Origin of the sequence: Oricola sp., from assembly GCF_022763245.1 — a bacterium.
GTDB lineage: Bacteria > Pseudomonadota > Alphaproteobacteria > Rhizobiales > Rhizobiaceae > Oricola.
This window is the reverse complement of sequence record NZ_JALEGV010000034.1, coordinates 1-19,891: the sequence shown is the minus strand read 5'-3', so window position 1 is coordinate 19,891 and position 19,891 is coordinate 1. Positions and strand designations below refer to the sequence as shown.

The following is a 19,891-nucleotide window of genomic DNA, read 5'->3' as shown; positions in this document are numbered from 1 at the left end:
TGTGGCGAATTCAGCAATGGCCCGCAAATTCCTGATAATCGCGGAGCGGGGCTGGAATTGCGACTGCAGCGTGTGTATCAAGCCGCGGAATTCGGAACGTCACGGTGTAGCCGCATTTGCGCAGCACCGGTTCGCACCACCGTTCGGTTAACAAGGAAAAGGATGCAGCGTGATGCGCGCGACTTTCAGCAAATTTATCGCAGTCATGGTGTCGGCAGGGGTCGTCTCGGTCGGCGCGATCGCCGTATCCCAGCCGGCGCGCGCGCAAGCGCAGCAGCAGCAGCAACTTCCGCAGGGCTGGTTCAAGGTCTGCTCCAAGCAGGAAGACAATGACATCTGCAACGTGCAGAACATCCGCACCGCCAATACCGGGCAGTTGCTGACCGCCGTCAACCTGATCCAGATCACCGGCAAGGTGAACCGCGCCATCTTCCAGATCGCCGTGCCGACCGGCCGCGTGATCCCCGCCGGCATCGGCATGCAGATCGACGGCGGACAGGCGCAGAAGATCGAATACGCCCTCTGCCTGCCGGATCGCTGCATCGCCGAAGCCCCGCTCACCGAGGCGCTCGTCGCTTCGCTCAAGAAGGGCGGCGAGATGACGCTGACCTCGATCAACTTCCGCAACCAGCCGAACCCGATCAAGATTTCGCTGTCGGGTTTCACGGCCGCCTTCGACGGCGAAGCGATGAAGCAGTCGGAAGTCGAGGATCGTCAGCAGCAGCTGCAGCAGGCCATCGAACAGCGCCGCGAAGACATGCGCAAGAAGCTGATCGAAGAGCAGGAAAAGATCAAACAGGGCACCAACTGATCGCCCGGCGCGAACAGAATGTCTTGAACGGGGCCCGCGAGGCCCCGTTTTTCATGCGGCCTTGTCTGCCGCTTCGGCAAGCCGCGCCAGCTTGGTCGCCAGGATGGCACTGCCGGCGAGGCGCTTGGCCGGCGTCGGCCAGTCGCGGGTGAACACGATGGACTGGTCCGGCCGGATCTTGGCCAGCGATCCCTGCTCGCCGATCATCGCGATGAGGCCCGCCGGATTGGCGAATTCCTTGTTGCGGAACTGGATGACCGCGCCCTTCGGACCGGCGTCCAGCTTCTCCACATTGGCCGTGCGGCAGAGCGCCTTGATGTAGACGACCTTGAGCAGGTGCTCGACCTCTTCGGGAAACGCGCCGAAGCGGTCCGTGAGTTCGGCGCCGAACGCGTCGATCTCGCCGACTTCCTCCAGTTCGCCGAGGCGGCGATAGAGCGATAGGCGCAACTGCAGGTCGCTCACATAGCTTTCCGGGATCATGACCGAGGTGCCGACCGTGATCTGCGGCGACCACTGGCCGTGCTCGTCCACTGCCTCGCCCTTCATCTCCAGAACGGCCTCTTCGAGCATCTGCTGATAGAGCTCGAAACCGACCTCCTTGATGTGGCCGGACTGCTCCTCGCCGAGCAGGTTGCCGCCGCCGCGCAGATCGAGATCGTGGCTGGCCAGTTGGAAGCCGGCGCCGAGCGAATCGAGCGACTGCAGAACCTTCAGCCGCCGTTCCGCCGTCTTGGTCAGGGTCTTCTTGGCCGGCAGGGTCAGAAGCGCGTAGGCGCGCAGCTTGGATCGACCGACGCGCCCGCGGATCTGGTAGAGCTGCGCCAGACCGAACATGTCCGCACGGTGCACGACCATCGTGTTGGCGGTCGGAATGTCGAGGCCCGATTCGACGATGGTCGTCGACAGAAGCACGTCGTAGCGCCCGTCATAGAAGGCGTTCATGACGTCTTCCAGTTCGCCGGGCGGCATCTGGCCATGCGCGACGGCCACCTTCAGTTCCGACACGTGCTCGTCGAGAAAGGCCTTCACTTCGGCCAGATCCGAAATGCGCGGGCATACATAGAAGCTCTGGCCGCCGCGATAGCGCTCGCGCAGCAGCGTCTCGCGGATGACCAGAGGATCGAAGGGCGAAACGAAGGTGCGCACCGCCAGGCGGTCGACCGGGGGCGTGGAGATGAGCGACAGTTCGCGGACACCGGTCAGCGCGAGCTGCAAGGTGCGCGGAATGGGCGTCGCCGTCAGCGTCAGGACGTGGACGTCGGACTTCAGGTCCTTCAGCCGCTCCTTGTGCTTGACGCCGAAATGCTGCTCCTCGTCGATGATCAGAAGGCCGAGATTCTTGAACTTGATGCTCGCGCCGAGCAGCGCATGCGTGCCGACGACGATGTCGACGGTCCCGTCGGTGATACCCTTCTTGGCTTCGGCCAGCGCCTTCGTGCCGGCCAGCCGCGAGGCATGGGCGATGTTGATCGGCAGTCCCCTGAAGCGTTCGCTGAAGGAACGGAAATGCTGGCGCGCCAGAAGCGTCGTCGGCACCACGACGGCGACCTGCTGGCCGTTCAGCGCCGCGATGAAGGCCGCGCGGATCGCCACCTCCGTCTTGCCGAAGCCGACATCGCCGCAGACGAGTCGGTCCATGGGGCGGCCGGCGATCAGGTCCCCGATGACGGCGTCGATCGCCGACATCTGGTCCTCGGTCTCGTCATAGGGGAAACGCGCGGCGAATTCGTCGTACAGCCCCTCGGGAGGCCGCAGAACCGGCGCCTGGCGGGTCTCGCGCGAGGCCGCGATGCGGATCAGCTGATCCGCCATGTCGAGCAGGCGCTTCTTCAGCTTCGCCTTGCGCGCCTGCCATCCGCCGCCGCCGAGGCGGTCGAGCACGGCGTCGCTGCCTTCAGAGCCGTAGCGCGACAGGAGCTCGATGTTTTCCACCGGCAGGAACAGGCGGCCGTCGCCGGCATAGACGATCTCGAGACAGTCATGCGGCGCGCCCGCCGCCTCGATCGTGCGAAGGCCGACGAAGCGGCCGATGCCGTGATCGACATGCACGACGATGTCGCCTTCGGCCAGCGCCGACGCTTCCGCGATGAAGTCGGATGCCTTGCGGCGGCGGCGATGCCGCACGAGACGGTCGCCGAGAATGTCCTGTTCGGCGACGAGCGCGAAATCTGCCGTCTCGAAACCATGCTCGATGCTGAGGACGGCGGCGGGAATGCGTGTGCGGTTCAGCGCCATCGCGACGCCGATCCCGGACACCGTCTCGATCCCTTCCAGGGAATGTTCCTCGAGGATCTGGATCAGGCGCGTCAGCGACCCCTCGCTCCAGCCGGCGAGGAACACGCGCTTGCCGTCGGCACGCAGGTCGGCGATGTGACGGGCCGCCATCTCGAAGACGTTGGCCTGCTTGTCGGCACGCTCCAGCGAGAAATTGCGGCCGGCGGCGACGGCAAGGTCGAAGACCGCCCGGCTCGCCGTTTCCGGCACGCCGAAGGGCGACAGGTCAATCGTCAGGCGGGTGGAGGCACGGGCTTCCGCCTCCTCGGGGGTCAGGTAGAGCGCATCCGGCGCGAGCGGCTTATACGGCACCCCGTCGCCGCCCAGCGTCCCCTCCGACTGATCGCGGCGCGCTTCGTAATGATCCACGATCATGGCGTGGCGCTCGGTCAGCGCCTCCGCGACAAGGTGCTCGAAGACGACCGGGGCGTCCGGCAGGCAGTCGAACAGGTTCGTCAGTTTCTCATGGAACAGCGGCAGCCAGTGTTCCATGCCGGCGAAGCGCTGCTGGCTGGTGATCGAGGCGTAGAGCGCGTCATCGCGGCTCGGCGCGCCGAACATCGACAGATAGCCTTGCCGGAAACGCGCGACGCTCTCGGATGTGAGCGAGATCTCGCTGGCCGGCTGAAGCACGAATTCCTTCAACTGGCCGGTGGTGCGCTGGGTCGCCGGGTCGAAGGCGCGAATGCTCTCGAGCGTGTCGCCGAAGAAATCCAGGCGCACGCCCTCGCCCGTGCCCGGCGCGAAGATGTCGAGAATGCCGCCGCGCACGGCGAATTCGCCGACCTCGCGGACGGTCGGCACGCGCTCGAAGCCGGCGGTCGCCAGCGTGGCGGCGATGTCGTCCATGCGGATCTGCTGGCCGGGCCGGGCACGCAACATCTGCGAGGCGATGGCCTCGGGCGTCGGAATGCGCTGGAGCACGGCGTTGGCGGTCGTCAGGATCACGACGGGCGCCTTTTCGCGCCGCAACGCGGCGAAGCGCGTCAGCGCCGCGAGCCTGCGCGCCGAAACATCGGACCCGGGCGACACGCGGTCATAGGGCAGGCAGTCCCACGCCGGAAACTCCACCACCTCCATGTCGGGCGCGACGAAGGAGAAGACCTGCCGCCAGTCGGCGAGCCCTGCCCCGTCACGCCCGACATAGATGACCGGCCCGCCCCTGGCCGCCGCCCGGGCGCACAGGGCGTTGACGACGAAGGGTTCCGCGCCTGCGGCCACGCCGGAAAACACGACGCGCCCGGCATCGGCGGGAATGTCGGGAACGGCGATCCAGGTCTTCTTCGACGCCTTGGCGCTCATGGGAGTTCGATCCCGTGGAATGCGCAGATCGCTCGGAAGAGCGGCGTGTCACGCTCGGCGGGCACCGGCCCCTCGCCGGTGAACCACTTGAACAGATCGCGGTCGAGCACTTCGAGCAGCGATTCGAAGGCGTCGAGGTGGTCAGGCGTCATCGCCTCGACATGCGTGTCGGCATATTTGCCAAGCAGCAGGTCCATCTCCTTCATGCCGCGGTGCCAGGCACGGAAGCGGGCGCGGCGGCGGCGGGATTCGAGATCGATCGGGGTGTCCTGTTCGGGCAGGTTCATGGCGACTGTCTTTGCGGGTCAGGAGAATGCGGGGCGGTATAAACCCGGCGCAGCGTCTTGTCAGCCTTGATCGGGCCGATGCTGCCATGAAAGATGCGGCCATGCGTCCTGTCGTCCTCGATCCCCTGTTTGCACCCGTCAGCGTTCTTGACGGCATCGGTCCGCGCCTTGCGAAGCTGACATGCAACCTGCTGCCGGTTCCCGACGCCATGGACGAGCCGCGCGTGCTCGCGCTCGCCTTTCACCTGCCCCATTCGATCATCGACAGGCGGCAACAGCCCGGCATCGCCCTCGCACAGGAAGGCGCGATCGTCACGCTCAAGGTGCGAGTCGACCGGCATCAGGCCTCGCCGCGGGGACGGTCGAACGTGCCCTACCGCGTGTTCGCGCATGACGAGACCGGCGAGATCGCCCTCGTCTTCTTCCATGCCAAGGCCGCATGGCTGGAGAAGGCACTGCCGGTGGGCGAGACGGTGCTGGTGTCGGGGCGGGTCGAGTGGTTCAACGGCCGGCCGAACATGGTCCATCCCGACCATATCGTCACCGAGGAGAATGCGGCCGACCTGCCCATGGTCGAGCCTGTCTATCCCCTGACGGCGGGTGTGTCGGGCAAAGTGCTGCGCAAGGCCGTGATGGCGGCGCTGGAACGCGTCCCGGACCTGCCGGAGTGGATAGACCCGCATGTCGCCACCCGCGAGGGCTTCGCCTCGTTTCACGACAGTCTCGAACGCCTGCACGCGCCGCGCGACGCCGCAGACGTCGATCTCCAGAACCCGGCTCGGCGGCGGCTCGCCTATGACGAGCTGCTGGCCGGGCAATTGGCGCTCGGGCTTGTGCGCCGGAAGATGAAGAAGAGCGCCGGCCGGGTCTTCAAGGGAACCGGCACACATGCGGAGCGCATCCGCGCGGCCTTCACATACACGCTCACCGAGGCACAGGAGCGCTCGCTCGGCGAGATCCGCATCGATCAGGAGAAACCGGAGCGCATGCTGCGGCTGCTGCAGGGCGATGTCGGCTCGGGCAAGACCATCGTCGCGCTGCTCGCCATGGCCAATGTGATCGAGGCCGGCGCGCAGGCTGCGATGATGGCGCCGACGGAAATCCTCGCCCGCCAGCATTTCGCCTCCATCCGCCCGCTGGCCGAAGCCGCCGGCCTGCGCATCGAAATCCTGACCGGGCGCGAGAAGGGCAAAATCCGCGACGAGCTGCTGAACGACCTGCAATCCGGCGCGATCGACATCCTCGTCGGCACGCACGCGCTGTTCCAGGACAGCGTGCAGTTTCGCGATCTCGGCCTTGCCGTGGTCGACGAGCAGCACCGCTTCGGCGTGCACCAGAGGCTGCTTCTCTCCGCCAAGGGGCAGCATTCGGACATGCTGGTGATGACCGCGACGCCCATCCCGCGCACGCTGGTGCTGACCGCCTATGGCGACATGGATGTCTCCAAGCTCGACTCAAAACCGCCCGGTCGCCAGCCGGTGAAGACCGTGACCGTGCCGCTCGGCCGGCTGGACGAAGTCGTCGAGCGGGTTCGCAACGCCATCGCCGCTGGTCAGAAGGTCTACTGGATCTGCCCGCTGGTCGAGGAGAGCGAGGAGGTCAATCTGACCGCCGCCGAAGACCGGTTCAACGATCTGAAGCAGGTGATCCCCGCACCGATCGGGCTCGTTCACGGTCGGATGAAGGGCGAGGAGAAGGACGCCGTCATGCGCGCCTTCAAGGACGGCGAAACCCGACTGCTGGTCGCGACGACCGTGATCGAGGTCGGCGTCGACGTGCCCGACGCGACGATCATGGTGATCGAACATGCCGAGCGCTTCGGCCTGGCGCAGTTGCACCAGTTGCGCGGTCGAGTCGGCCGGGGCAGCGGCCACTCCACCTGTCTGCTCCTCTACAAGGAGCCGCTCGGCGAGGTCGCGCATGCGCGGCTGGCGATCATGCGCGAGACCGAAGACGGCTTTCGGATTGCCGAAGAGGATCTGCGGCTGCGCGGTGAAGGGGAAATCCTCGGAACGCGGCAATCGGGCACGGCGAACTATCGGCTGGCGTCGCTCGCCGACCATGCCGACCTGCTGGAGATCGCGCGTGACGACGCACGGCTGGTGATCGAAACCGATCCGGATCTGCAGTCAATGCGCGGCGAGGCGCTGCGGCTGTTGCTCTATCTGTTCGAGCGCGACGAGGCGATCCGTCTGCTGAGAGCGGGTTGACTGCAAGATCGCGACGCCGGCCTGCGCAAGGTCTGCACCGTTCCGATCGGCTTAGCATTGCGGCGAGAGGATTGGGAGGTGGACGGACGGGTGGAGCGATTTCTGCTATCACCAAGACGCTTGAGGGGGCGTCTAGGGAGGATTGAATGCCTGACTTCGAATTGCACCACATCTCTGTTCCGACCCGCGATCTAGACGCTTCGGTCCGGTTCTACGACACCGTGCTCGAACTGCCGCGATTGCAGAGGCCGGATTTTCCGTTTCGGGGCATGTGGTACGCCTGCGGCGGCCGCCAGCTCCACCTGATCGAAAACCAGTCGGGCACGTTCCGGCCTTCCGCCAACCTCGATCCGGGGGACGTGCATTTCGCGCTTCGCACTTCATCCTTCGACGATGCGGTCGCGGCGCTTGAGCGTGTCGGGTATCGCGAGGACCGCGCAGCGGGGGATCCGAAGCGGGTGCTGATCATGCGGAGTTCGCCGACGGGCTTCCGCCAGCTCTTTCTCCTGGATCCCGACAATCACACGATCGAGATCAACGACGCGGCCATGTGAGGCCGCGAGGCCGCAGGCCTGATCCTAGCCCTTCTTCGCGTCCTTCTCGGCCTTGAAGCGGGCGCGCAATTTCGACGCCATGTCGGGCTTGTTCTCCTGGCGCGCCCGGCCGAAGGCCACGGCATCGTCGGGAACGTCAACCGTCACGACGCTGCCCGAAGCGACATAGGCACTGTCGCCGATCCGGACCGGGGCAACGAGCGCGGAGTTGGAACCGATGAAGGCGTTGGCGCCGATCTCGGTCAGGTGCTTGTTGAAGCCGTCATAATTGCACGTGATCGTGCCAGCGCCGATATTGGCGTGGGCGCCGATCGTCGCGTCCCCGACATAGGTCAGGTGATTGACCTTCGCGCCCTCGCCGATCTCGGCTTTCTTGACCTCGCAGAAATTTCCGACCTTGGCCTTGTGCGCCAGATGCGCACCCGGCCTCAGGCGGGCAAAGGGTCCGACTTCCGCGCCCTCGCCCACGATCGCGCCTTCGAGATGCGAAAACGAACGGATGCGCGCGCCGGTGCGCACCGTCACGCCGGGGCCGAACACGACATTCGGCTCGATCGTCACATCCGGGTCGATCGCCGTGTCGTGATGGAAGAACACCGTGTCGGGCGCGGTCATGGTCACGCCCTGCGAGAGGAACCGCTCGCGGGCGCGCGCCTGCCACAGCGCCTCCACCGCGGCGAGGTCGATGCGCGTGTTCACGCCGACGACATCCTCGACGGGAGCCTCGATCGCGACGACCTGCCCGCCGCGCCCGCGCGCGATCTCGACGGCGTCGGTCATGTAGTATTCGCCCTTGGCGTTGTCGTTCTTGACGGCGTCGAGGATCGGCAGGATTTCGATACCCGAAAACGCCATGATACCGCCATTGCAGAAGCTTATGGCCTTTTCCTCATCCGACGCATCACGATGCTCACGGATCGCGACCAGTGCGCCGTCCTGTTCGACCAATCGGCCGTAGCCGGTCGGATCATCGGGCCGGAACCCCACGACGACGACCGATGCACCCGCCGCCAGCCTGTCACGCGCCTGCTGCATGACCTCCGGACGCACGAGCGGCGTGTCGCCGAACATCACGAGCACGTCGTCATAGCCCTTTTCCAGCGCCTCGCGCGCCGCGAGAACGGCATGGGCGGTGCCGAGTTGCTCCGTCTGCTCGTGAAAGCTCGCGTCCCGCAGCACGCCCTCCAGCACCGAGCGCACTTGGTCTCCACCATGACCGACTACCACCGCGACCGCTTCGGACCCGGCGGCAGCCGCGGCGTCCGCGACGTGGGCAGCCATCGGCAGGCCGGCAACCGGATGAAGCACTTTCGGCAGCGCGGATTTCATCCGCGTGCCCTGACCGGCAGCCAGGATGATGGTGAGGCAGCTACGCGCCATGGGAGGTCTCCGGATCGCTCATCGGTTACGGCAGCACGCGCATAGCGGGATTCCCGCATCAATTCCATAGCGGGCGTCTTCCTGCCGGCTTGCCGCGGACCATCGGAGCGCCTATTGGCCGAGACATGTCGACCGGCCGCTCCCCACTGTTTCCCTATCTCGTCATGATCGCCTCGCCGCTGTTCTTTTCCACGAACCTGGTGTTCGGGCGGTATGTGACCGGCGAAATCACGCCTTTCCTTTTGGCCACGATCCGCTGGGCGTCGGTGGCCCTGCTCCTGGCGCCGGTGCTGTACCTCCATCGCGCAACGCTAGGACCGCTTGTGCGCGACCAGTGGAAGCGTCTGGCCCTGCTCGGCATTCTCGGCATGGGGATCTGCGGCGGCGGCGTCTATCTGGGGCTCAAATACACCACGGCCACCAACGGCACGCTGATCTACACGACGTCGCCCGTGCTGATCCTCCTGCTCGAAGGCCTCTTCGCCGGGCGGCGCAGCCATCTGCGCGAGGTGCTGGGCATGGCGATCGCCTTCATCGGCGTGGCGGTGATCGTGTTGCGCGGATCGATCGAGACCGCGCTGTCGCTCTCCTTCAACCTCGGCGACATTCTCATCTTCGTCGCCGCGGCGAGCTGGGCCGGCTATTCGATCCTCTACCGTTCCGAATCGCTGCGGCAGACAGCCAACCTGCCGCTCTTCGGGCTGGTGGCGATCTTCGGCGCGCTTGCGAACCTGCCGGTCGCGCTCTGGGAACTGTCGCAAGGCGATGCGCTGCCGACACAGCCGCAGAGCTGGGCGGCGATTGCCGGCATCGTCTTCATCTCTTCTCTGCTGGCCTTCTCGACCTTCCAGTACGGGATTCGCGCGCTGGGCGCGTCGCTGGCAGGCGTTTTCATGTATCTGCTGCCGCCCTATGGCGTGATGCTGGCGATGGTGTTCCTGGGTGAGGAGTTCCGGCTGTTCCATGCCGGCGGCATCGCGCTCGTCATGGCAGGCGTCATCCTGGCGACGTTTCCCGCCGGCGCTCTTCGACGGCGGGCTGCCGGGTCTCGCTAGCCCAACGTTCCCAGAACGGGGAAATGCTCCAGCAGCCAGAACGACATCGACTGCATGCCGCCGGTCAGGAACAGGACGCCGGCAATCACCAGCAAGCCGCCGATGACCTTCTCGACGGTTCCCAGGTGACGCCGGAAACTCTGCATGAACCGCATGAAGGCGCCCGAGAAAACCGCCGCCAGCAGGAACGGGATGCCGAGCCCCGCCGAATAGACGGCGAGAAGGACAGCGCCCTCGCCTACGCTGTCACGCGCCCCGGCCAGCGTCAGGATCGGTCCGAGCACCGGCCCGATGCAGGGGGTCCAGCCGAAGGCGAAAGCCAGCCCCATCAGATAGGCGGCCAAGGGATTGGCGGGTGCGCCGCTGGTCTGGAAACGGGCCTCGCGCGACAGAAGGCCGATGCGCAAGATGCCGAGGAAATTCAGTCCCATGGCGATGATGACGATGCCCGCGGCGGCGGCCAGCCAGTCCTGATAGGCGCGCAACACGCCGCCGATCGTCGAGGCGCCTGCGCCCAGCGCGACGAAGACCGTGGAAAAGCCCGCCACGAAAGCCAGCGATGCCAGAATCAGCGGCAGCCGAACGGCGGGCTGCGCAGCCTGGCCCGTTCCCTGACCGGTGGAATTCAGTTCGCCGCGAAACTGGTCGATCGAAACGCCTGCCATGTAGCAGAGGTAAGGCGGAACGAGCGGCAGGACGCAGGGAGAAAGAAAGGAGATCGCGCCCGCGCCGAGCGCGCTCAGATAGGAAATGTCGACGGCCATCGGGGTTCCGGTCGGTTCGGTGTCGCAGTCGGCGTCGCCGCCGGTTCGCCCGTGTCATAGGACATGCGCGCTTCACGGTGAAATCACCAATTCGCGCGGCGTCGAAATGCCACGTTTTTGCAGAATATGCGTTCAAATAGCGGTTGACCCTTCAAGACGCCATCCCTATGAACGTCGCGTCTTGAGCGGTCCGTCCGCTTCGGGAGCGCGTAGCTCAGCTGGTAGAGCAACTGACTTTTAATCAGTAGGTCCAGGGTTCGAACCCCTGCGCGCTCACCAACAAAATCAAAGAGTTAAGGCGATCGGATCGCCGCAGAATAGCCAAAATTGCCGGACACACTGTGGACACAGTTTGGAGGGCGTTTTGAGCACGCACTACATCCTCGGCGACAAGGTCCGAATCTATCGGCGTGAAAACAGTTCCGTCTGGCAGGCGCAGGCACGGCTGGAGGGGAAAAAGTGGCGCGTCAGCACGAAAACCGACAGCCTGTCACAGGCTAAGGAGTTCGCCGAGGACTGGTATTTTGAATTGCGCGGCAAAAGTCGGATTGGCACCCTGACGCCGGAAAAGACCTTCGCCGATGCCGCCAAGAGGTTCCTGCTTGAGTACGAAGCTCTCACCAATGGCGAGCGCAATCCGCGCTACGTCAAGGATCATGAAGCCCGTCTGAACAATCACCTGCTGCCCTATTTTGGTGAGAAGGGTTTGAGCACAATCACGGCAGGCATGGTGCAGGACTATCGGGTCATGCGGATGACCACAGAGGATCCGCAGAAAAAGGTGCCGTCACGCAGCACACTGCACCATGAAACGGTCACGCTCCGGCAGGTGATGAAAACCGCCCTGCGGCACGGCTGGATCAGTCATCTGCCGGACTTCTCCGCGCCTTATCGCGCTTCCGGCAAGATCGCGCATCGGGCGTGGTTTTCGCCAGAAGAATATAAGCAGCTCTATACCTACACCCGCGAACGAGCCAAATCGGCGCAAGGCCTGAACTGGCAACACGCCGCCGAGCAACTGCACGATTACGTGCTGTTTATGGCCAATACGGGGTTGCGGCCGGATGAGGCCAACCGGCTGGAATACCGTGATGTCACGTTCGAAGAGGATGAGGAAACCGGTGAGCGCATCCTGCTGATTGAAGTGCGCGGAAAGCGCGGGGTTGGCTACTGCAAAAGCACCACTGGTGCCGTTTTCCCGTTTGAGCGGCTAGCCAAGCGCAACAATCCGAAACTGACCGATCTCGTCTTCCCCCAAGATCACAAGAAGCAATTCAATCGGGCTCTGGCCGATTGTGAGCTCAAATTCGACCGTGAAGGCAACCGCCGCTCGTCATACTCGTTGCGCCACACCTACATCTGCCTCCGCCTGCTGGAAGGCGCGGATATCTATCAGATCGCCAAGAACTGCCGCACCAGCGTCGAGATGATCGAGAAGCATTATGCCGTCCATCTAAAAAACACGTTGGATGCCCGCGCCATCAACGTGCGGAGGAAGTAGCTTCCACCAAGTCTGCGCATTCGACTATCTTGGAAATTGCCGCAGCCCTGCACAGTCCTAACCATGGAAGATGGGGCTGTTTCAATGATTGTGACATGCATTCCAACTAATTGGATATGCAGGGCAATTCCTGATCCATCTCCCGCCCCTCCGGTCAATAAGCCAAGAAAGGGGCTGAAGATGGATGTACTCTACTTTCTCCAGATCGCTTACCTCATCGCACAGAAAGAGGATCGTACCTTCCTGTGCTATCTGATCGGGTTGGCCATACTGGAGGCATCCGAGTTTGAGGAGTAGCCGCGAGAGTTTCTGGTAACCTTTACACAGAATCTCGCCGGGAATCGCGCTTCGGCGCGGTTTCCTTCTTGAAAATCCTTTCTATGTAGATTTCATCCCCCTTGCAGTCGGACTGATTCAGTGTTGGTGCGACCGCAATCAACGAACACAAGAAAGACACCAGAATGGATATTGCCTCCCGGGCTTCTGACACAGACGATGCACGTTTCGCGCGCATGACCGCCGCCGTCGTTTCTGCCTATGTTGAAAACAACGCCGTCACGACCGCGGATCTCCCGAAGCTGATCGGCGAGGTGCACAAAGCCCTCAAGAAACTCGATGGTTCGGAAACTGCGTCTGAAGCTGAAAAGCCCAAGCCCGCTGTGAATCCAAAGCGTTCGGTCACGGATGACTACCTCATCTGCCTGGAGGACGGTCAGAAGTTCAAGTCGCTGAAACGGCATCTTATGAGCCACTACGGCATGACACCGGAACAATACCGTGAGAAATGGGGGCTTTCGGCAGATTATCCGATGGTTGCACCGTCCTATGCCGCCCAGCGCTCTGCGCTTGCCCGTGAAATGGGATTGGGGCGGAAGCGCGCACTCAAAACAAAACCCGGGCGGAAGAAGGCGGCCTGATCGGGCTCTTGCGAAGCATCCTGCCGAGAGCGACTATTCGGCAGGAACTGGCGCGTTTTCTTCTTCTGTTGGTGCTGGTTGTGCGCAGAGCTCCTTGAGAGCGGCGATGCGTTTATCGAGGGGTGGGTGGGTGCTTAGCCAACCGCGGCTTTCAAATCCCGACCACATCATGACATTGGCATGGCCCCGTAGGCGCGGAGTTGCCTTCTCTTCCGCCAGTTTTTCCAGGACGGAGATCATCAAGTCAGGACGGGTGACTTGGGCGGAGATGGCGTCGGCGGTGTATTCCCGCGCGCGGGAGAAGCGCAAGATCTCCAGTTCCGAGAGCGGGGTGAACAGCCAGCGTGCGATCCGCTTTAAACCGCGAAACAGCAGGAAGAACGTCAAGGCCTCCTGAATACCCCGTGCATGCACCATCCGCGCCATATCGTTGCTGGCGACGTGGCCCAGCTCATGGGCGATCACTGCGTGCAACTCACCCTTGGTCAGCTTTTCAACCGCCCCTTTGCTGATGGCGATGAGGGTGTTGTTCGGGTTGGTGCCCATGGCGAACGCGTTGATTTCCTCGTTTGGAAACCAACCGATGAAGGGTATGGGCGGAATTCCCATTTGATCGGTCATGCGGCGGGTGACTTTGTAGATGGCGTGCTCTTCCGAAAAGAACGTGACCCGCATCGCCCCGGCCGCACCGCCACCCTTGCCGACTGAAAAGGCGGTGAAAATGCTGCCACCTAGCCACGCCCAGAGCGGAGCGCCGATCAGCGCCCAGGTGTTTGATACCGCGTACATCGCAAGGACGACGGGACCGAAGACAAGGAGCCCGAATGGACCAGCTACTGCCATTGCGAACGTTGATGAGGTGAAGATAAAGAACCCGCCCAGCAAGGCTCCCAGCGCTGCGCCAATAACCAACAGCAACACGGTCGGAAGGACGGGATGCTGGGGGAATCTGCGCGGGCGGGCCATCAAACCCGCTCCTTGAGCAGTTCATCTTCAAACCATGGCGTGAGATCAGCTTGGACCGGGCGCAGGTTGCGCAGGAAGTGGATGGCCTTGCGGCCGCGATAGTCCCCCGCCATGAAGGCCATCACTTCGTCCGGGGTTAGGAGCTTGCGCGCCGTGAGGTGCAGGTTTTCCGAGATGGAATAGCTCGCCGAAGCTGAAGTGCCGCCGGTGGTTGATGCGGACATGTTCGGCACCTCATAGGCAACCGTCTGGTCACCGAGATAGCGGGACACCAGCTCCGCCGTGTACGGATCATCCGTAGCGAAGAACGTCTTGGTCTCGACCTGAAGGAACGACTTCCAGGTGGTCGGGTACTTCTGCTCCAGTGTCGGCAAATCTTGCAGGAAGAACCACAGCCGCACCCCGGCACTGGCATGCGTGCGCAGCGCCGAGACAAACCGATCGTCGCGATCGAGCGCCAGAAACTCGTCCAGGACGAAAAGCACCGGGATGTCGGGCTTGGACGGATTGCCCAGCATCGCATCAAGCGCGGTGGCGAAGATCATGCGCACGAAGGTCGAATAGGCGCCGATCTTGTCAAACGGCAGCACCAAATAGACCGTCGCCGGTTGGTCTTTCAGGCCTTGGAACGTGAAATCGGTTCGCGCGGTGCAGCGGCGCAAACCCTCGCTGTCCCAGATGCGCATGTGGGTATTGAGACTGTCCAGCACACGGGGCTGGCCGGTGTCACGGGACTTAGTCTTGAAGTTCGTGGCCGCGTTGCGGATCGAGGGCGGCATGGTGGCGTCCGCCATCGCCTTGACCAGCCCGAACAAGCCCTGATCGAGGGTGGAGATAGAGTCCCGAATGGTGCCGAGATTGCGAAACCCAGGCGCGGCAAACCGCGCCGTGAATTCCAGTACGGCGGTCAGGAATGCGATGGCCTCATTTTCAAAGAATTGCTGCTTTTCGTCATGGGTGCGCGGATAGAGGATCTCCGCCAGTTCCATGGCGCTGTGCGCGTCGGTCACCTGATCCAACGGATTGAAGGCCTGCGCAGTAGGCACGCCCGCCACCCCGAACGGATTGATCACATGGACCGGACCAACGTTCTCCTCCCGCCATTTGGCCGTGTGGGTGCAGATCTCACCTTTGGGATCGAGCACCACCGCTGACCCGCGATAATTGAGCAGGTTCGGGATGATCTGCATGGTGCCCTTGCCGGTGCGCGTGGGCGCTACGGTCAGAAGATGGCTCTCTCCGTCCCAAGTCAAAGGCTCGCCATTGACCGCGCCCAGCGAGAGGCTGTGGCCGTTCGTTGGCCGGAACAACCCGGCCTGATCGAGTTCTTCCGCTGAGGCCCAGCGTGCCGAGCCGTGGATCGGTGGCGGATTGCGCCGCATCTGGGCCTGCTTGCGGCGGAGCTGATAGGCGTGCCGAGCCTGCTGCAGGATCGGTTCAGGATTACGACCGGCTTTGAGCGCTTCGACGGCCGCTTCCACAGTCAACGCATCGTAACCTTCACTCTCCAACTGGCGCTTCAGCCGCCAGCCGGAAATAGATGTGCCGATGTTCGCACCAATTTGCCAGGAACGCGCAACATCCCGCGACGCGCCTTTGGCCATCTCAAAAGGGTCTTTACTCAAGACACTAATTTCCCCACACCCCTCGACCGCAAAACACTAGTAATGGCGAGCGAAATGAGTCAACTACTTCTATAGACAAAGTGTACAGCGCACTTACATGTTGCCAGACCTGTAGATACAGGTCGGCAACATTGCGGCGTTTCGTCGGGCTTACACCCGACTGAAACGCCGAAGTGCGGCAGGGGGATACCCCCTGCACCCCACGCCGTGCGACTCGCGACGCGGAGTGGGTTTAACCGCTGGGGGGCTGCGGATGCAGGATGGCAATATCCATTGCCATATTGACAATCTCTCCCGCAGAGGCGGGAAGCACGGGGAACGGATCGCCGTGGCCAAAGCCGCCTACAATGCCGGGCAGCGCCTCTGGTCAGAGGCGGAGAAGCGGTTCGTGGATTTCGATCACCGGGTGGATGTGGTGTGCTCCCGGCTCCTATTGCCGGACGGTGCGCCCGCTTGGGCGGGCGACCGGGTAGCGCTTTGGAACAAGGTCGATTTGTCTGCCAAGCGCAGGGACGCCCGGCTGGCCAAAACCATTGATGCGGCCATTACGCGGGACATTCCGGTCGAGCAGCGCGCGACGCTGCTGGAGGAGTTTGCCGCGCCGCTTGTCGCCATGGGCTGCGTTGCCGATATCGCGATTCATGAGGATGGCACGGATCACAATCCCCACATCCATATTCTGCTGACCACCCGTGAGCTGATCGCCGATGGATTCGGCGCAAAGCTCGCCGCGCTGGAACATCGCCAGTTTGTGAAAAACGTCCGCAAGGCGTGGGCGGACATCAGCAACCGCTATCTGGCAAAAGCCGGATCAACCGTGCGGGTTGATCACCGCAGTTACAAGGCCCGCGGCATCGAGGCGGAACCGACCGTGCATCGCGGGCCCAATCCGATGGAGCGCCGACAAAAGCGTGAACACGCGCGGCGCGTAAGCGAGGAGAGAGAAATGGCGAAGCCCGACGCGCATGACCGTCGTCACTATCCCCTGTTGACCAGTCGGGAGACATGGCCACCGGAACCGGTGGCGTCGCCCGACCTCACCACCCAGGAGCGGGATGAACATCAACGCTACTGGGATGAACAGAAAATCCAGCGCCTCGAAGAGGAAGCGCAGGCGGAGCCTGACCACTTACTTGAACCCGCCCCGGCAGTGCCGTGGTATCAGGACGCCTTGCAGCGGGCACGTACGGAAACCCGGGATGAAGGCCCTGCCCCCGAACTTGAACCCAACGCCTATCTGGCAGCGTATCAGTCCCGGCAGCCGAATGAGGACCACGACCGCGCTCAAGCGCAATATGATGCCAGTGTGCTGGAACGAGCCAAAGCCATGATGCGGAACCGGCATGAACACGAGGCGCTGCAGGCGATGCGAGATGCGCCACCAGAAGCACGCCGCTTTGTTGAAGACTTCATTCTGCAGGAACGGATGCAGGCCATCCGGGAACGCGATCGCGCTGAAAAGCTCCGCCGGATGCGGCCCGATGTGCGCGAGAAGCTGGAGGCATTGAGGCCCGAATACCGGGACTGGGAACGCGACCTGCCGGTGCCCGGACCAAACGGTGAAGCTTTGCATCCCCGTGAACTCGATTTGGTGCAGGAACGGATGCTGGAAGAGCATCTACGTGAAGAAGACGAGCCGGACCGCCGCGAACCTGAGCGCTGAGCTGCCGTCTGTTCCGAAGCGCCGCTTTTCTTCTGAATAACCGATCAGCCGGACTGTCACCGGGCGGTGCGGTGTGGTTGGCCACCTGCCGTTTTCCCTTGCTCCTACTGCCAAGCCGCCGCTGGCCGGAAAGTCGCCAAAAATAGGCTGGCCCGGCCCGCGCGCAATGGTCTTCCGCCGCTGCGCGGTCTCCCGAGAAGACCATGCCCCCAGTCCTTGAGGGCCATCCTCTTTGATTTGTCGACCGGCCGCACGGGGCGGCTGGCGAAATCAAGAGAGGAAAACACCAATGGCTAAATCAACCACACCACGCATCCCGACCCATGAAGTCTTTCATGTTGTCGGCGAGAAAGACAAAGCACGCTGGACCAAGATTGGGGTCGGCTGGCAGCACCAGGATCAGGACGGACTCAACCTGATCATCAACTACACGCCGCTGGTCGAGGGCCGCACCGTTGTGCGCAAGATCAAGGCTCAGCAGGAGGCGGACGCATGAGTACCGTCGGTCTCAACACCGGGGCGGAGTCAGTGTACTTCGCCCAGCCTTACAGCCTCGATGCCACCGGTTTCTATTTCGAGACGCTTGAGCAATATCAGGCAAAAGCCGCCACCAATCGGGATCGGTACGGCAATCCCGTTGAGGAGTATGAACTCCAGCACATCGATGGTGAGCAGCACCGGTTGTTCAACGCCGTTGGCGTCAATCAGGCCAATCTTGGCGAATGGTTCGAGCTCTTGGACGAATTGGATGATGACGAGGATCGCTATCTGATTGCCTGCTCATTGGCCGAAGACGGCTATGCGATGGCAGAGTTGGCGCCAAAATGGGATGATTACAGCATCTTTCGGGGCAACGTTGCCGAATACGCCGAGCAGATTATCGAGGAATGCTATGAGCTGCCAGATCGGCTGGCCTGCTACCTCGACTATGAGCGGCTGGGGCGCGATATGGTGCTGGAAGGTTCTGTAACCGAACTCGAACGCGAGATCCTATTGATCGGCGGGTAGCGCGCTACTCGCATTGCCGACTGTGTCGACGATCGTCGGTATTGCGTTCCGCAAAGACTGCAACGAACAACGGCCACACGGCGCAATCGAGAACAATGTCCCAGCGGCGTTCATGAAATCGGCGCAGGCAACCTGCCCGTGTCGCTGATCACGGCTAGGAAACTTCGCCACCTGCCGAGGTGGCATCTGTTATAGATTCAAGTTCCAATTTCGCGTATTAGTAGGTGGCGAATATTGTCGGCCTACGCCATCTGAAATTCAATCCTCTACAGCTCTCGCGCCGTTCTTTTACTTGATATAGATTTCAACAGTAATAAATACGTATTACATTACTTACTGATCATAACTTGGGCAGATGCGCTGAAGCTCAGTAATTGCAATGCGGCTCCCCAACAGCCCAGCATTTACTAATATTTCTCCGAACGTAACATCAAATTCCTTCCCCTCCTTTAGCGCATTAATTGCGCTTTTGTTGACTCGTTCGGCTGAAACAAAGAATGGGCTCGCAGGATTTTCATACTCCGCGAATTGAGCGGTAAATCTTTGACTTACGCCACCTTGATACAACTCCATCAAATCCCCTTTATCCAACAGAGGAGGTGATGCGATAACACCGAGATGAATGTGAGCGCGGTAGCAAAATAACCCTATGCATATATGTTTACCAACATTTACATCACACACCGCATAACCTGTATATCCTCTGTAGATCAAGCTCTCCCAGGAATTTTCAAATGGTACAAAGTGAATTTCTGAAAAACGTTTCGCTTTTTGCAAATCATTTCCCCCAACCTCATGACCGGTTTCATCCGGAATCGATTGTTCAGGCTCCTTCGAAGGATTGCCGCACATATCTTTCAATTTTGCTATGTTAGATCCGCTATCGTTCAAAGGTGCGATAAACGTCTTCTCAGGCGTTCGAACCTCCACCCTTTCTCCAATTTCTAGACCATCAATAAACTTCGCGTTTACGGACTCCCTTGAGCGAGCCTCGTATGAAAAACCAGACAAATCTGAAGGTTCTACGATGATGAGATACTCATCATTGTCAATCGTGACATGGTACTCTGCATCCCCCACCATTTGACCACCAGATCCCGACAACAAGAAGTACAATTCATGACCCAAGCACACCAAGCCAATACATGATGCGTTATGCAATCCCTCGTCGCAAACACCATAGGCAGGATATTGATATCCATTCAGAGGATGCCACGCGGAATTTTCTCCAAACCTCCATATGCTAGCTGGTGATTCCGAATAAGAATTAGTTGAACCATCATGATTGCTTGATGCCTTCGTCCCAACAAATTCTACTCGCTCCGATTCGTGTATTTCAGATTTATTTTGCGCTTCGAACCTTTTGTAAGAAATGTAACCTGAAACAGCTGCCGCAAATATATATAACGACAAGAGTCCAAAAAATATTGGATAAAAATAGTTTAAAAATGAATTATATATACAACTAACATATTGACCTGCCACTGAGTTTTTCCTCCATTTGGAGTTAGAGTCCGGCCTCGATTGAAGGACGGACAAATGAAGCGGAAGCGTTTCACGGAAGAACAGAT

The 19,891-nt window shown here is 61.5% G+C and carries 16 protein-coding genes and 1 tRNA gene; 10 read left to right on the top strand and 7 right to left on the bottom strand.

All coding sequences use genetic code 11. The annotated features are described in order from the left end of the window. The first annotated feature begins 205 nt into the window (after positions 1–205). Entirely contained in the window at positions 206–811 is a 606-nt protein-coding gene (locus MRY80_RS15575) for an invasion associated locus B family protein (protein ID WP_293292045.1), read from the top strand. A 51-nt stretch (positions 812–862) separates the two neighbouring features. Here the strand turns inward: MRY80_RS15575 and mfd are convergent, their stop codons facing one another. Next, complete coding sequence (gene mfd / locus MRY80_RS15570) at positions 863–4,390, bottom strand: transcription-repair coupling factor (protein ID WP_293291973.1); 3,528 nt, start codon at positions 4,388–4,390, stop codon at positions 863–865. Beyond that, complete coding sequence (locus MRY80_RS15565; RefSeq protein WP_293291972.1) at positions 4,387–4,677, bottom strand: succinate dehydrogenase assembly factor 2; 291 nt, start codon at positions 4,675–4,677, stop codon at positions 4,387–4,389. The genes mfd and MRY80_RS15565 overlap by 4 nt, the downstream gene beginning before the upstream one ends. Before the next feature lie 86 nt (positions 4,678–4,763). Between MRY80_RS15565 and recG the strand changes: the two genes are divergently transcribed. Both recG and MRY80_RS15555 read left to right on the top strand, forming a co-directional pair. After that, on the top strand, positions 4,764–6,887 hold the full coding sequence (recG, locus tag MRY80_RS15560) for an ATP-dependent DNA helicase RecG (RefSeq protein ID WP_293291971.1): 2,124 nt from the start codon (positions 4,764–4,766) through the stop codon (positions 6,885–6,887). 146 nt (positions 6,888–7,033) lie between these two features. After that, positions 7,034–7,441, top strand: a complete 408-nt coding sequence (locus MRY80_RS15555; RefSeq protein WP_293291970.1) for a VOC family protein — start codon at positions 7,034–7,036, stop codon at positions 7,439–7,441. A 24-nt stretch (positions 7,442–7,465) separates the two neighbouring features. Here MRY80_RS15555 and glmU read toward each other — a convergent pair whose 3' ends face one another. Then, positions 7,466–8,821 (bottom strand): bifunctional UDP-N-acetylglucosamine diphosphorylase/glucosamine-1-phosphate N-acetyltransferase GlmU, encoded by a 1,356-nt coding sequence (gene glmU / locus MRY80_RS15550; RefSeq protein ID WP_293291969.1) that lies wholly within the window; start codon positions 8,819–8,821, stop codon positions 7,466–7,468. Positions 8,822–8,946: 125 nt separating this feature from the next. Between glmU and MRY80_RS15545 the strand changes: the two genes are divergently transcribed. After that, the gene (locus MRY80_RS15545; RefSeq protein WP_293291968.1) at positions 8,947–9,876 is read left to right on the top strand and encodes a DMT family transporter; all 930 of its coding nucleotides are present in this window, start codon (positions 8,947–8,949) and stop codon (positions 9,874–9,876) included. On the opposite strand, the gene MRY80_RS15540 is transcribed toward MRY80_RS15545, so the two are convergent. Next, positions 9,873–10,640, bottom strand: coding sequence for a cytochrome c biogenesis CcdA family protein (locus MRY80_RS15540; protein WP_293291967.1), 768 nt, complete (start codon positions 10,638–10,640; stop codon positions 9,873–9,875). The two genes, MRY80_RS15545 and MRY80_RS15540, sit on opposite strands and share 4 nt — an antisense overlap. A 203-nt stretch (positions 10,641–10,843) precedes the next feature. Here MRY80_RS15540 and MRY80_RS15535 point away from each other — a divergent pair. The 3 genes from MRY80_RS15535 (at position 10,844) to MRY80_RS15525 (ending at position 13,058) form a co-directional block, all read left to right on the top strand. After that, positions 10,844–10,919, top strand: a tRNA-Lys gene (locus MRY80_RS15535). Positions 10,920–11,004: 85 nt separating this feature from the next. Next, positions 11,005–12,141, top strand: a complete 1,137-nt coding sequence (locus tag MRY80_RS15530) for a site-specific integrase (RefSeq protein WP_293291966.1) — start codon at positions 11,005–11,007, stop codon at positions 12,139–12,141. Positions 12,142–12,602: 461 nt separating this feature from the next. Next, on the top strand, positions 12,603–13,058 hold the full coding sequence (locus tag MRY80_RS15525) for a MucR family transcriptional regulator (protein ID WP_293291965.1): 456 nt from the start codon (positions 12,603–12,605) through the stop codon (positions 13,056–13,058). 33 nt (positions 13,059–13,091) lie between these two features. Here the strand turns inward: MRY80_RS15525 and MRY80_RS15520 are convergent, their stop codons facing one another. Then, the gene (locus MRY80_RS15520) at positions 13,092–14,024 is read right to left on the bottom strand and encodes a M48 family metalloprotease (protein WP_293291964.1); all 933 of its coding nucleotides are present in this window, start codon (positions 14,022–14,024) and stop codon (positions 13,092–13,094) included. Continuing rightward, the gene (locus tag MRY80_RS15515; protein WP_293291963.1) at positions 14,024–15,649 is read right to left on the bottom strand and encodes a type IV secretory system conjugative DNA transfer family protein; all 1,626 of its coding nucleotides are present in this window, start codon (positions 15,647–15,649) and stop codon (positions 14,024–14,026) included. The genes MRY80_RS15520 and MRY80_RS15515 overlap by 1 nt, the downstream gene beginning before the upstream one ends. 253 nt (positions 15,650–15,902) lie before the next feature. Here MRY80_RS15515 and MRY80_RS15510 point away from each other — a divergent pair, with 253 nt between their 5' ends. The 3 genes from MRY80_RS15510 (at position 15,903) to MRY80_RS15500 (ending at position 18,320) form a co-directional block, all read left to right on the top strand. Further along, positions 15,903–17,312 carry a MobA/MobL family protein gene (locus tag MRY80_RS15510; RefSeq protein WP_293291962.1) on the top strand — a complete coding sequence of 470 codons (1,410 nt, stop codon included), beginning with the start codon at positions 15,903–15,905 and terminating at the stop codon, positions 17,310–17,312. A 289-nt stretch (positions 17,313–17,601) separates the two neighbouring features. Further along, positions 17,602–17,808 (top strand): hypothetical protein, encoded by a 207-nt coding sequence (locus tag MRY80_RS15505; protein WP_293291961.1) that lies wholly within the window; start codon positions 17,602–17,604, stop codon positions 17,806–17,808. Continuing rightward, positions 17,805–18,320: an antirestriction protein ArdA gene (locus tag MRY80_RS15500; protein WP_293291960.1), complete on the top strand. Its 516-nt coding sequence runs from the start codon at positions 17,805–17,807 to the stop codon at positions 18,318–18,320. Before MRY80_RS15505 ends, MRY80_RS15500 begins: the two co-directional genes overlap by 4 nt. Before the next feature lie 333 nt (positions 18,321–18,653). On the opposite strand, the gene MRY80_RS15495 is transcribed toward MRY80_RS15500, so the two are convergent. After that, a partial coding sequence (locus MRY80_RS15495; RefSeq protein ID WP_293291959.1) for a hypothetical protein occupies positions 18,654–19,891 on the bottom strand: 1,238 nt, incomplete at its 5' end.